The organism is Caulobacter ginsengisoli (assembly GCF_030814835.1).
In the GTDB taxonomy this organism is placed as follows: domain Bacteria; phylum Pseudomonadota; class Alphaproteobacteria; order Caulobacterales; family Caulobacteraceae; genus Caulobacter; species Caulobacter ginsengisoli.
This window is the reverse complement of the sequence record NZ_JAUSVS010000011.1, coordinates 136,007-148,664: the sequence shown is the minus strand read 5'-3', so window position 1 is coordinate 148,664 and position 12,658 is coordinate 136,007. Positions and strand designations below refer to the sequence as shown.

The 12,658-nt window shown below is 70.1% G+C and carries 7 protein-coding genes and 1 pseudogene; 4 read left to right on the top strand and 4 right to left on the bottom strand.

The genetic code is table 11. The annotated features are described in order from the left end of the window. The 3 genes and pseudogenes from QO010_RS21305 to QO010_RS21295 all read left to right on the top strand — a co-directional run. A pseudogene (locus QO010_RS21305) lies at positions 1-195 on the top strand (IS481 family transposase); the annotation flags it as partial. A 271-nt stretch (positions 196-466) separates the two neighbouring features. Next, entirely contained in the window at positions 467-1,936 is a 1,470-nt protein-coding gene (locus tag QO010_RS21300; RefSeq protein ID WP_307352572.1) for an OprO/OprP family phosphate-selective porin, read from the top strand. 17 nt (positions 1,937-1,953) lie between these two features. Further along, entirely contained in the window at positions 1,954-3,003 is a 1,050-nt protein-coding gene (locus QO010_RS21295; RefSeq protein WP_307352571.1) for a sulfate ABC transporter substrate-binding protein, read from the top strand. A gap of 58 nt (positions 3,004-3,061) precedes the next feature. On the opposite strand, the gene QO010_RS21290 is transcribed toward QO010_RS21295, so the two are convergent. Further along, positions 3,062-4,951: a methyl-accepting chemotaxis protein gene (locus tag QO010_RS21290; protein ID WP_307352570.1), complete on the bottom strand. Its 1,890-nt coding sequence runs from the start codon at positions 4,949-4,951 to the stop codon at positions 3,062-3,064. 294 nt (positions 4,952-5,245) lie between these two features. Between QO010_RS21290 and QO010_RS21285 the strand changes: the two genes are divergently transcribed. Further along, positions 5,246-6,700: an OprO/OprP family phosphate-selective porin gene (locus tag QO010_RS21285; RefSeq protein ID WP_307352569.1), complete on the top strand. Its 1,455-nt coding sequence runs from the start codon at positions 5,246-5,248 to the stop codon at positions 6,698-6,700. Between the two features lie 269 nt (positions 6,701-6,969). On the opposite strand, the gene QO010_RS21280 is transcribed toward QO010_RS21285, so the two are convergent. The 3 genes from QO010_RS21280 to QO010_RS21270 form a co-directional block, all read right to left on the bottom strand. Beyond that, entirely contained in the window at positions 6,970-10,197 is a 3,228-nt protein-coding gene (locus QO010_RS21280) for an error-prone DNA polymerase (protein ID WP_307352579.1), read from the bottom strand. Between the two features lie 199 nt (positions 10,198-10,396). After that, complete coding sequence (locus QO010_RS21275; protein WP_370873833.1) at positions 10,397-11,944, bottom strand: Y-family DNA polymerase; 1,548 nt, start codon at positions 11,942-11,944, stop codon at positions 10,397-10,399. Then, a complete protein-coding gene (locus QO010_RS21270) occupies positions 11,862-12,641 on the bottom strand; it encodes an ImuA family protein (RefSeq protein WP_307352568.1) in 780 nt (259 codons plus the stop codon). Before QO010_RS21270 ends, QO010_RS21275 begins: the two co-directional genes overlap by 83 nt. Positions 12,642-12,658 lie beyond the last annotated feature (17 nt).

Here is a 12,658-nt window from a genome sequence, read left to right as displayed (position 1 = left end):
TACGTCAGCTTCCAGGGCCAGCTGTGGTCCGTGCCCAAGGCCTTCTGCGGTGAGCGCCTAGCCATACGGCCCATGAACACCGACGGCCTCTACGGTGTCTTCTTCGCAAGCCATCAGGTCGCAACCATCGACTTGACCCAATCGAAAAGTGTCAGCCATGTCTCCGAACAGGTGTCCGCTATGTCCCCGGGCTGAACAACAAGGCCTAGGATGACGGTGGTGGGGAGGGGTGTCTGCTGAGCCAAAACCGCAAAGTGCCGGCTTGGCGACATCGCTGAATGTCGATTGGCCCTAGGATGACGGGGAGGTTGGGCTGGGGTGACTCAATCCCAACGCCCCCAGTTTCCTTGAAACCGTCTTCGCCTTTTCCATATTGATCCAATAGGAATTAGATGGATTAATCCTTCCAACGCCTGCGGGGCGATGGAGGGATCGATCTATGAACGGCAGAAACTTGCGTCGGTTGTTGGCCTTGGGCGCCGCGGCCGTTCCCCTGCTGATCGGCGCGCCGGCCTGGGCGCAGGAGGCTGTGACCTCGACCGCGGCCGCCCAGGACAGCCTGCCGCCGCCGGACCCCGCGTCCCTCACGGCGGACCAGCGCATCGCTCTCCTGGAGGCCCAGCTGTCGGCTCTGCAGGCCCAGATCGAGGACCTGAAGACCCAGGCCGCCAGCGGCATCGCCGCCGTGCGCTCCGACCAGCAGGCGACCACCCTCACCCTGAAGAACGGCCGGCCGACCTTCGCCACCGGCGATGGCCAGTTCACCGCCTCGATCCGCGGGGTAATGCAGCTCGACACCGCCCAGTATTTCCAGGACGACAACCTGCCGGCCAGCGTCACCACCGGCCGCGACCTCAACAGCGGGACCAACTTCCGGCGCGGGCGCCTGGGCGTCGAAGGCCGGCTGTTCGGCGACTTCTCCTACAATGTCCTGCTGGATTTCGGCGGCTCGGGCACGGACGGTTCGACCACCCTGCACGAACTCTGGCTGCAGTATGAGGGCTTCAAGCCCTTCAAGCTGAGGGTCGGGGCCTTCCCGCCGAACCTCGGCCTGGAGGACGCCGCCTCGACCAGCGGTTCGCTCTTCCCCGAACGGCCCTCCTCGGCCGAGATCGCCCGGTCGCTGGCCGGGGCGGACAAGCGGATCGGGGCCCAGCTTCTGGCCAACGGCGACCGCTGGCTGGTCGCCGCCGCCGTCACCGGCGCCAAGACCACCGATGCGGCCACCTTCGACGAGCAGCTGGGCTACACCTTCCGCGTCGCCGGCACGCCGCTGAAGGGCTACGACTGGCGCATCCAGGTCGGGGCCAACGCCTCGGTCGTGGCCCAGCCGGCCCAGACCGCGCTGCTGGGCGCCTATCCCGTCACCCTGACCGACCGGCCCGAGCTGCGGGTCGATGGGACCCAGCTGGTCTCCAGCGGCGCCATCGACGCCTCGGGGGCCCGGCACTGGGGCCTAGAGGCCGCCGGCCAATGGAAGGGCCTGCTGATCCAGGGCGAGTATTTCGACTACAAGATCGACCGCCGCAATCCCGCGCCGGGCGTCCATGATCCGGCGTTCGACGGCTGGTATGTCGAGGGCGGCTGGGTGCTGACCGGCGAGACCCGCAAGTTCAATCCCGAGACGGCGGCCTTCGACGCCCCGCCGGTCACCAAGCCCTTCAACCTGAAGGAAGGGACCTGGGGGACCTGGGAGCTGGCGGCCCGCTATTCGGTGGTCGATCTCAACTCCGACCCGTTCGCGGCCCTGGCCGCCAACCGGGTGCGCGGCGGCGAGCAGACCATCACCACCCTTGGCGTGAACTGGTTCCTCAACCCCTCAGTCCGGCTGTCGCTCGACTGGCTCGACGTCTCCGTCGACCGCCTGACCGCCGGCGGGCTGCAGGCCGGCCAGGACTACCAGGCGCTCAACCTGCGCAGCCAGTTCGCCTTCTGATCCGGAAAGCCATCACCATGACCACCGATTTCACCCCGTCGCGTCGCGGCCTGATCCTGGGCGCCGGCGCCGCCACGCTCGGAGGCCTCGCCTTGAGCAACCAAGCCCTGGCCGCGGCCCCCGCCGCCAAGCCCGTCACCCTGTTGAACGTCAGCTACGACCCGACCCGCGAGCTCTATGCGGCGATCAACCCGGCCTACATCAAGTACTGGAAGGAGCGCACCGGCCAGACCCTGATCATCAACCAGAGCCACGGGGGCTCGGGCGCCCAGGCGCGGGCGGTGATCGACGGGCTGCAGGCCGATGTGGTCACCCTGGCCCTGGCGGCGGACATCAACGCCATCGCCGACCGGGCCAGGTCGATCGCGCCGAACTGGCAGTCGCGGCTGCCGGACAACTCCACGCCCTACACCTCGACCATCGTCTTCCTGGTCCGCAAGGGTAACCCCTGGAAGCTGCGCGACTGGGGCGACCTGGTGAAACCCGGCATCCAAGTCATCACTCCCAACCCCAAGACCTCCGGCGGCGCCCGCTGGGCCTATCTGGCGGCCTGGGCTTGGGCCCTCAAGCAGCCCGGCGGCAGCCCGGACAAGGCCAAGGCTTTCGTCCAGCAGCTCTACAAGAACGTGCCGGTGCTCGACACCGGGGCGCGGGGCTCGACCACCACCTTCACCCGACGGGGCATCGGCGATGTGCTGCTCAGCTGGGAGAACGAGGCCTATCTGGCCCTGGCCGAACTGGGGCGCGACAGGTTCCAGATCGTCTATCCGTCGCGCTCGATCCTGGCCGAGCCGCCGGTCACCCTGGTCGACCGCACGGTGGACCGCCGCAAGACGCGGACCATCGCCGAGGGCTACCTGAACTTCCTCTACAGCCCGCTGGCCCAGGACCTGATCGGCAAGAACTACTACCGCCCGCGCAACGCAGCGGCGGCAGCCAAATACGCCGCCCAGTTCCCCAAGATCCCGCTGGACACCATCGACGGAACCTTCGGCGGCTGGCGCAAGGCCCAGGCGACCCATTTCGACGACGGCGGCGTCTTCGACAAGATCTACCAACCGCGCTGAGATCCTCCCCGAAGCGACGGTTCACTGGGGCGCGGCCGACGAGGTCGCGCCCCTTTTTCTAGAACTCCTGCCAGTCCGCCGCCGCGCGCCCTCCGCTGGCGGCCCGCCTTGGAGCGGGTGGCGTCCGGACCGGTTCCGGCGTCGCGGCCGCCGGCGCATCGCCGATGCGGAAGCGCGAGACCAGGCGGGCCAGCTGGTCGGCCTCCTGGGCCAGGCCATGGCTGGCCGCGGTCGATTCCTCGACCATGGCGGCGTTCTGCTGGGTGGTCTGGTCCATCTGGTTGACCGCGGAATTGACCTCGGCCAGGGCCGTGGACTGCTCCTCGATGGCGGCGGCCATCTCGACGACCAGATCGCTGATCCCGGTCACCTGGCTGACGATGCGCCGCAGGGATTCGCCGGTCTCGCCGACGACGCTGACCCCGGCCGAGACCTGGCGCGAGCTGGTCGAGATCAGGCCCTTGATCTGCTTGGCCGCGTCGGCGGAGCGCTGGGCCAGCGCCCGCACCTCGGACGCCACCACGGCGAAGCCGCGGCCGGCTTCCCCGGCCCGGGCGGCCTCGACCCCGGCATTGAGGGCCAGCAGGTTGGTCTGGAAGGCGATCTCGTCGATCACCCCGATGATCTGGCTGATCTGCTGCGAGGACTGCTCGATCTCGCTCATGGCCGTGACCGCGTCGCTGACCACCCGACCGCTGGTCTCGGCGTCGCCTCTGGTGGTCGCCACGGCGCTGCGGGCGCGGCTGGCCCCGTCGGCCGTGCGGCGCACGGTGGAGGTGATCTCGTCCAGGGCCGCGGCGGTCTCTTCCAGGGTGGCGGCCTGCTGCTCGACCCGGCGGGAGAAGTCGTCGGCGGCGCGGCTGATCTCGCCGCTGCCGGCCATCATCCCCCGGGCATTGCCGACGATAACCGTCATGGCTTCTTGCAGCTGGCCCATGGCGGCGTTGAAGTCGTCCTGCAGCTTGCGGTACTCGCCCGGGAAGGGCTGGGTCAGGCGGCAGGTCAGGTCGCCCGCGGCCAGGCTGGCCAGGCCGCCGGCCACGGCGGTGACCACGAACTGCTGTTCCTCGGCGGTGGCCTTGCGGGCCGCGTCATGGCGCTGGCGTTCCTCGGCGGTCTCGGCCTCGTGGCGGATCCTGTCGCGGTTGGCCTGGCCCAGCGCCAGGGCGTTGTCCTTGAACACCTGCACCGCCCGGGCCATGGCCCCGATCTCGTCGCGCCGGCCGCCGCCGGCCACGGCGGTCTCCAGATCGCCCTCGGCCAGACGGGCCATGGCCGAGGTCATCAGCCGCAGCGGCGTGGCGATGCCGCGGGTCAGCAGCCAGCCCAGCAGCATCGCCAGGCCGGCGGCGCAGACGACGCTGGCCAGGACGACGGTGGTCAGCAGGGCGACCTTGGCGTCGGTCTCCTGGCGGTGGGCGGCGCGGTCGGCCTTGGCGCGGGCGTCCACCTGGTCCAGGGCGTCTTCCACCGATCCCATCAGATCGTCGGCCAGGGCGTCGTGGCCGACCATGGCCACGGCCTGGCCGTGGCTGGCCGGGTCCTGGGCCAGGCGGATGGACTCCTCGGCGGCCTGGGCCCGCCAGGCGGCGTAGGCGGCCTCGACCTTGTCTATGGCCTGGGCGTAGCCGGGCTGGTCGGCGGTCAGCTTGCGCAGGTCGGCGGCGTCCTTGGCGAATTTGACCGCGTGGGTGTTGCGCAGGCGGCCGGTGTAATAGGCGTCGCCCGACAGCAGGAAGCCCCGCAGCGAGTTCTCCTGGCGCGCCAGGCGGAACTTGGCGTCGGCCACGGTCTGGACGATGGTCTCGTCCCGGTCGTCCCGGGCCAGGGCGTCCTTGGACACCCGCTCCTGGATCATCACCAACGCCGCCACGCCGATGACGAAGGCGCAGAGAACGGCAAAGCAAACAGCGATCTTGTGGGAGATCCGCAGGCGGTCCAGGGTCATCTCAGGGTCTCGAATTCTGGCGGACAGGCTGCGCCATCTCGCCGTTGGTGTTGTGTCCTTCGATTTGAGCCTGGTGTTGTCTCTGTAAAATTTGCCTTACGGTGGGTGCGACAAAATGCGCCATGCCGATGATTGGTCATCACAGTCCTGGCATCGGGCGGACAACTCAAATAGCGAGGTTATCTACTGTCGCCCGTCTGGGCGTCCAGACATTGTTCACCATTCTATCCCTTCCTGAGGCCCGGGCTTGCTGATCGCCGGACGCCGGCGCGGGGCTCCGGGGAGATTGGGCGGATGAAGAGGCGGACCCTGCAAAGCCTGCTGGCGACAGGCGTTGCGACCTGTGCGGTGCTGGCCGGTGTTCCGGCCGGGGCGCAGGAGACCGGCGACACCCAGGCGCGGATCGCGGCGCTGGAAGCGCAGCTGGCGGTCCTCAAGGGCCAGATCGACGACCTCAAGGGCCAGCTCCAGAAGCCGCCGCCCGCCGCCGCCGCGCCGGCCTCCGCCGACCCTTCGGCGGTCAAGGCCACCCTGAAGAACGGCCGCCCGACGCTGGCGACCGGGGACGGGCAGTTCACCGCCTCGATCCGTGGGGTGATGCAGCTGGATACGGCGCGGTATTTCCAGGACGACAATCTGCCGGCCAGCGTCACCATCGGCCGCGATCTCAACAGCGGCACCAACTTCCGCCGGGGCCGCCTGGGCGTCGAGGGCCGGCTGTTCGGAGACTTCAGTTACAATATCCTGCTGGACTTCGGCGGTTCGGGCACGGACGGTTCGACCACCCTGCATGAGCTCTGGCTGCAGTACGAAGGCCTCAAGCCCTTCAAGCTGAAGGTCGGCGCCTTCCCGCCGAACCTCGGCCTGGAGGACGGCGCCTCGACCACCGGTTCGCTGTTCCCCGAGCGGCCGTCCTCGGCCGAGATCGCCCGCGGTCTCGCCGGGGCCGACAAGCGGATCGGCGCTCAATTGTTGGCCAACGGCGACCGCTGGCTGGTCGCCGCCGCCGTCACCGGGGCCAAGACCACCGATGCGGCCACGTTCGACGAGCAGCTGGGCTACACCTTCCGCGTCGCCGGCGCGCCGCTGAAGGGCGCCGACTGGCGCATCCAGATCGGAGCCAATGCCTCCATCGTCGCCCAGCCGGCCCAGACAGCCCTGGCCGGGCCCTATCCGGTCACCCTGTCGGACCGGCCGGAGCTTCGGGTGGACGGCAGCCAGCTGGCCTCCACGGGCGCCATAGACGCCGGCGGCGCGCGCCACTGGGGGCTGGAGGCCGCCGGCCAGTGGGGGGGCGTGCTGATCCAGGGGGAATATTTCGACTACCGGATCGAGCGCCGCAATCCGGCCGCCGGGGTCACCGATCCCCGCTTCAATGGCTGGTATGTCGAGGGCGGCTGGGTGCTGACCGGCGAGGCCCGCAAGTTCAACCCCGAGACGGCCGCCTTCGACGCCCCGCCGGTCACCAGGCCCTTCAACCTGAAGAACGGTGGCTGGGGGACCTGGGAGCTGGCGGCCCGCTATTCGACGGTCGACCTGAACCATGACGAGACCGCCCTGCTGGCCGCCGACCGGGTGCGCGGCGGCGAGCAGTCCATCACCAGCCTGGGGGTGAACTGGTTCCTCAACCCGACCGTCCGCCTGTCGCTCGATTATCTGGACGTCTCGGTCGACCGCCTGACCGCCGGCGGCCTGCAGGCCGGTCAGGACTATCAGGCCCTCAACCTGCGCAGCCAGTTCGCCTTCTGATTGGGGGGATTCCCCCTTTAGTGCAGGGCCATCGCATAAGATGAGGAAGCGCGCTTAGCTCTCCTCACCCGTAGGGGGAGGTGGCCCGGAGGGCCGGAGGGGGGAGCACGCGCGGCACTTCGTTTCCGGACTTGGCGGTGCAGAAGATGGGGGCGTGCCTGAGAGGATGTGCCGGTGGCGCTCCCCCCTCCGTCGCTCCGCGACACCTCCCCCTACGGGTGAGGAGAGAGCAGAGCCGGCTGCTCTGCATAGGCGATGGCCCCGTCCTTTCAGTGGAAGTCCCGGCTCTTGATCAGCCGGTCCTTGATCTCCTGGCTGGGCATGGGGACGCGGCCCTCCTCGCGCATCTCGACCAGGTCGCCGCTGAGGTCGGTGAATTTCTCGGCCACCACATGGACCACCCCCTCGGCGATCTGCAGCCGGCCATGGACGACCAGGAAGGACGCGCTCATCACCGTGCGGCGGTTGGCCGTGAAGCGGTCCTGCCAGACCACGGCGTTGGCCGGGCCGGTCTCGTCCTCCAGGGTGATGAAGACCACGCCCTTGGCGGTGCCCGGCCGTTGGCGGATCAGCACCAGCCCGCCGACCTTGACCTTCTGGCCGTCGCGCATGCCGGCCAGGGCGTCGCAGGGCACGCAGCCCATCCGCTGCAGCTTTCCGCGGAAAAACGAGACCGGATGGGCCTTCAGCGACAGGCTGGTGGTGCGGTAGTCCTCGGCCACATGCTCGGCCAGGCCCATGCCCGGCAGGCTGGGCTGGCTTTCCGAGACATCGAGGCCCGCCAGCAGCGGCGCGTCCCGCTCGATGCGGCCCTCGCCGACCATGCCCTTGACCGCCCACAGCGCCGCCCGGCGGTCCAGGCCCAGCGAGCGGAAGGCGTCGGCCTCGGCCAGCAGTTCCAGGCTGCGCTGTGAGAGGCGCGCGCGCCGGGCCAGGTCCGACAGGCTGGCCGCGCCATGCCTGCGCGCCCACATCAGGGCCTCGACCTCGCTGTCCTTCAGCCCCTTGACCTGCCGCAGGCCCAGCCGGACGGCCTTGATCGGCGGCAGGACCTGGCCGGCCTCCCAGCCCTGGCGGGGCTTCGGCTGGCTGGGTTCCTCGAGCGTGCAGTCCCAGTCGCTGTGCATGACGTCGGGGCCGCGCACCTCGACCCCATGGTCGCGGGCGTCGCGGACCAGCTGGGCCGGCTGGTAGAAGCCCATGGGCAGGGAGTTGACGATGGCCGCGCAGAACACGTCCGGCCACCAGCATTTCAGCCAGGCCGAGACATAGACCAGGATGGCGAAGCTGATGGCGTGGCTCTCGGGGAAGCCGTAGGAGCCGAAGCCCTCGATCTGCTTGAAACAGCGCTCGGCGAAGTCCTGCTGATAGCCGCGCCGGGTCATGCCCTGGACGAACTTTTCCCGGTAGGTCCATAGCGTGCCGTCATTGCGGAAGGTGGCCATGGCCCGGCGCAGGCCGTTGGCTTCCTCGGGGCTGAACTTGGCGGCCTCGATGGCCAGCCGCATGGCCTGTTCCTGGAACAGCGGCACGCCGAAGGTCTTGCCCAGCACGTTCCTCAGTTCGTCCGGCGGTCCGTGCTCGGGCGAGGGCTTGGGGAAATCGACCGGCTCCAGCCCGTTGCGGCGCTTGAGATAGGGATGGACCATGTCGCCCTGGATGGGCCCTGGCCGCACGATGGCCACCTCGATGACCAGGTCGTAGAACTTCCTGGGCCTCAGCCGGGGCAGCATCGACATCTGGGCCCGGCTCTCGACCTGGAACACCCCGACGGAATCGGCCCGGCCCAGCATCTCGTAGACGGCGGGGCATTCCTGGGGGATGTCGGCGATGTCGGGGTAGTGCAGGCCATGCCGGTCCTTCAGCAGGTTCAGGGCCCGCTTGATGCAGCTCAGCATGCCCAGGGCCAGGATATCGACCTTCATCAGCCCGACCGAGTCGATGTCGTCCTTGTCCCATTCGATGAAGGTGCGGTCGGCCATGGCGGCGTTGCCGATCGGTACGGTCTCGTCCAGCCGGGTCTGGGTCAGCACATAGCCGCCGACATGCTGCGACAGGTGGCGGGGAAAGCCCATGATCTCCTCGGCCAGGGTGACGGCCTGCTTGATCTGCGGGTTGTCGGGATCCAGCCCCGCCTGGCGGATCTGCTCGCCGGGCATGCTGGAGCCCCAGCTGCCCCAGACGGTGCCGGCCAGGGCGGCGGTGATGTCCTCGGTCAGGCCCAGAGCCTTGCCGACGTCGCGGATGGCGCTGCGGGGGCGGTAGTGGATGACCGTGGCGCAGATGGCGGCCCGGTCGCGGCCATAGCGCTGATAGACATACTGCATCACCTCCTCGCGCCGCTCATGCTCGAAGTCGACGTCGATGTCGGGCGGCTCGTCCCGCTCCTTGGAGAGGAACCGGGCGAACAGCAGGTCCTGGTCGGGCTTGGTCGGATCGACCGCCGTCACGCCCAGGCAGAAACAGACCACCGAATTGGCCGCCGAACCCCGGCCCTGGCAGAGGATCTGCTGCTGGCGGGCCCAGCGGACGATGTCGTGCACGGTCAGGAAGTAGTGGGGATAGTCCAGCTCCTCGATCAGGCTCAGTTCGCTGAGGATGGTCTGGCGCACGTCCTCGCGGATGCCGTCCGGATAGCGCCATCTGGCCCCCTCCCAGGTCAGGTGGGTCAGCCAGGCCATGGCCGTCCAACCCTCGGGCACCGGCTCGTCGGGATACTGGTAGGAGAGCTGGCCAAGGTCGAAGCCGATGCGGTCGGCGATTTCCAGGCTGACGTCCAGCGCCGCCGGCCAGGGCTTGAACAGCCGGGCCATCTCCTGCGGGCTCTTCAGGCAGCGTTCGGCATTGGCCTCCAGCCGCAGGCCCGCCTGGGTGATCGTGCAGCCCTCGCGGATGCAGGTCAGCACGTCCTGCAGGGGCCGCCGCTCGGGGCCATGATAGAGGACATCGCCCACCGCGCACATCGGCGCGCCGCTGGAGCGGGCCAGGGCGTCCAGCCGGGACAGCCGCCGCAGATCGGTCGGGCCATAGCCGCGCGAGGCCGCCAGCCAGACCTTGCCAGTGAGCTCCCCGGCGAGGCGGGTCAGGTCCTGCTCGAAGGCCTCGTCCAGCCGGGCCGGAGGGACCACCAGCGCCACCTGCCCCTGCGCATGCTCGAGAAAGTCGCGCCAAAACAGGTGGCATTCGCCCTTCTCGGCCCGCCGCTGGCCCAGGGTCAGCAACCGGCTCAGCCGGCCATAGGCGGCGCGGTCGGTGGGGTAGCAGATCAGGCTGGGGAAGGGCTCGGCGAAGTCCAGGCGCGCGCCGGTCAGGGCGCGGATGGTCTTGCCCTTGGCCTCGGTCCAGGCCCGCACCACCCCGGCCAGGGTGTTGCGGTCGGCGATGCCGATGGCCTTCAGCCCCAGCGCCTGCGCCCCCAGCACCAGCTCGCCCGGATGCGAGCCGCCGCGCAGGAAGCTGTAGTTGGAGGTGGCCTGGAGTTCGGCGTAGGCGGTCATGAAGTAGGCCCGCCACATCTCTTGTTTCTCCCTTCCTCCTCGATGGAGGAAGGGCGGGGATGGTGGTGGTGGCAAAGCGCTTCCGGAAGAACGCGGGGGGGCGACCACGCCACCCTGAGTTTTTCACCCAGGCTCCGAGCGCACACCACCAACCCTGCCCTTCCTCCATCGAGGAGGAAGGGTTCAAGATAAAAGCTGATCATGCGAACAACCCGTGCAGCCACCAGCGGGGCATCGGCTCGCCGTCGACATAGAGGCCCTCGCGGAACAGCCAGTAGCGGCCGCCGGCCTCGTCCTCGACGCGGTAATAGTCGCGCAGGGCCATCGGGGTGACCTCGCCGATGGGCCGGCCCCACCATTCCTCGGCGATGCGCTCGGGCCCCTCGGCCCGGCTGACCCGGTGGGGGCGGCCACGCCAGGTGAAGGTGCGGGGCGGGTCGTCGGGCAGCTTGGCGATGACGGTGATCGGTTCGGGCCGGCGGAACAGCCGCAGTGGCCGGGGGCGGTCGGGGTCCCAGGCCGTCCCACTAACGACGCTGAGGGCCGGCCGCGTCGCCACGGCCTGTTCGGGCACATGGCTGGCCCGGGGCTCGGCCCGCCAGACCCGGTTCTCGCCCAGGCGGTTGGTCAGACGGTCGACCAGGGGGGCCAGGGTCTCCTCGCGGGCGGCGGCCCCATATCCGTTTTTGGCCCCTTCCAGCTGGCCCTGGCGGCCGGAGAGCGGCTCGACCTCATGGGCGGTCAGCGTCACCACCTCGATGCCGAAGCCGGGGTCGATGGCCTCCAGCTTGGGGGCCAGCAGCTTGACCAGGCGTTTGGTGTCGCGTCCGGCCAGCGAGAGCCGCACCTCCTGCGCCGGCGCCGCGCCGTCCAGCCGGTGGTAGGTGAAGACGAAGCGCCGGGCGCCCTGGCCCTCCAGCGCCATCCGGGCGCAGAGCTTTTCGGCCACGTCCTGGGCGGCGCGGACCAGGTCGTCCAGCACGCTGATCGGCTCGGCGAAGGCGACGCGGCCCCACCAGGGGCTGGGCGGGCGGCGATAGGTCAGGGCCTCCTCGGCCTGGCCCAGGGCCTGGTCCAGCCGCAGCATGACATGAGCGCCGAACCGCCGGGCCAACTGGCCGCGCGGCAGGTCGATCAGCCGGCCGATGCGGGTCAGGCCCAGCCGCGGCAGCTGGGCGGCGGCGGTCTCGTCCAGCCGCAGCCCCGCGATGGGCAGGCCGGCCAGCAGCGGCAGCTGGCCGCCGACCGGGGCGATGGTCCGGTCCGGGCCATAGCGGGCCAGGGCCCAGGCCGCCCCGGCGGTGTCGGCGATGGCGCCCCGGGCCGGGACGCCATTGGCCGCCAGCCGGGCCAGCAGGTCGTCCAGCATCGCCGCCTCGCCCTGCCACAGGTGCGAGACGCCGGTGATGTCCAGGATCAGGCCGTCGGGGGCGTCGACCGCCACGGCCGGCGAGAAGCGCACGCACCAGTCGGCCAGGGCCTGCAAGGCTTCCAGGTCGCCCTCCGGGTCGGCCTCGGCTGTGACCAGCTCCGGGCAGAGGGCCCCGGCGTCCGTGGCCTTCTGGCCGGGATACAGACCCAGGGCCGCCGCCCCGGCGTCGACCGCATAGAGCCGCCGCACGGCCCGTTCGGTAGTCAGCAGGGCGAACGGGGTCGGAAAGACCTCAACCGGCGCGACGCACGGGTTCCGCCGCCGCCAGGTCGCCACCGGCCAGGTCGGCGACCACACGGAGAGCATGCGGGCCATGGCTTTCGTCCTGTTCCAAGATCCATGCGCCGGGCCGCCCGCCCCGGCTGCGTTCCAGTTCCACCCGCCAGCAGGGCGGGCCCAGCAGGCCCAGCGCCTCGTCCGGCGAGCGGCTGGGGGCCGGGGCGATCCGCCAGCGGCTGGCCGCCGCCGAGCCGCCTTCCTGGGTGGTTCGCCCGGCCATCGAGCCATAGGGCCGGCGGCGGATGAGAAAGCCGGTTCCGCCCCGCTTCTCGCAGGCCAGCTGCAGGCGGCGCCCGGCGGTCAGGTCGATGGCGTCGACCTCGCCCAGCACCGCCGATACCCCCTGGGTCCCCAGGGCGTCCTCCATCACCGCCAGGGCCTCGGCGTCGTCCCGGGCCTGGACCTGGATCAGGGCCTGGGCCGCGAAGCCCAGTCCCTGCAGGCCCGGCGCATGCAGGTCGCCGCGCCGGAACACCCAGAGCGCCGCGCCCTTCGCCGCCAGCGGCCGGGCCATCAGGGCGGCGACGGCGGCCGGAGCGATGGCGGTCTCGATCTCCAGCCCCTCGCCGACCAACTCATGCCAGCGCCCCAGCGGCAGGCCGCCGCCGGCCAGGCAGTCGTCGATGCGGGAATCACCGAAAGCCAGGATGGAGGTTGGAGTCCGAGTCCCCGCTTCCAGAGCGGCGATCTGGGCCCGCATGGCCGCAAGTCGCACGGGGGGCGACACCGGCATTGTCTCACATCCTCTTT

Coding starts and splice junctions, on each gene's coding strand:
- QO010_RS21290 (WP_307352570.1), bottom strand. CDS start 4,951: ATGACCCTGGACCGCCTGCGGATCTCCCACAAGATCGCTGTTTGCTTT.
- QO010_RS21275 (WP_370873833.1), bottom strand. CDS start 11,944: ATGGCCCGCATGCTCTCCGTGTGGTCGCCGACCTGGCCGGTGGCGACC.
- QO010_RS21280 (WP_307352579.1), bottom strand. CDS start 10,197: ATGACCGCCTACGCCGAACTCCAGGCCACCTCCAACTACAGCTTCCTG.
- QO010_RS21295 (WP_307352571.1), top strand. CDS start 1,954: ATGACCACCGATTTCACCCCGTCGCGTCGCGGCCTGATCCTGGGCGCC.
- QO010_RS21285 (WP_307352569.1), top strand. CDS start 5,246: ATGAAGAGGCGGACCCTGCAAAGCCTGCTGGCGACAGGCGTTGCGACC.
- QO010_RS21270 (WP_307352568.1), bottom strand. CDS start 12,641: ATGCCGGTGTCGCCCCCCGTGCGACTTGCGGCCATGCGGGCCCAGATC.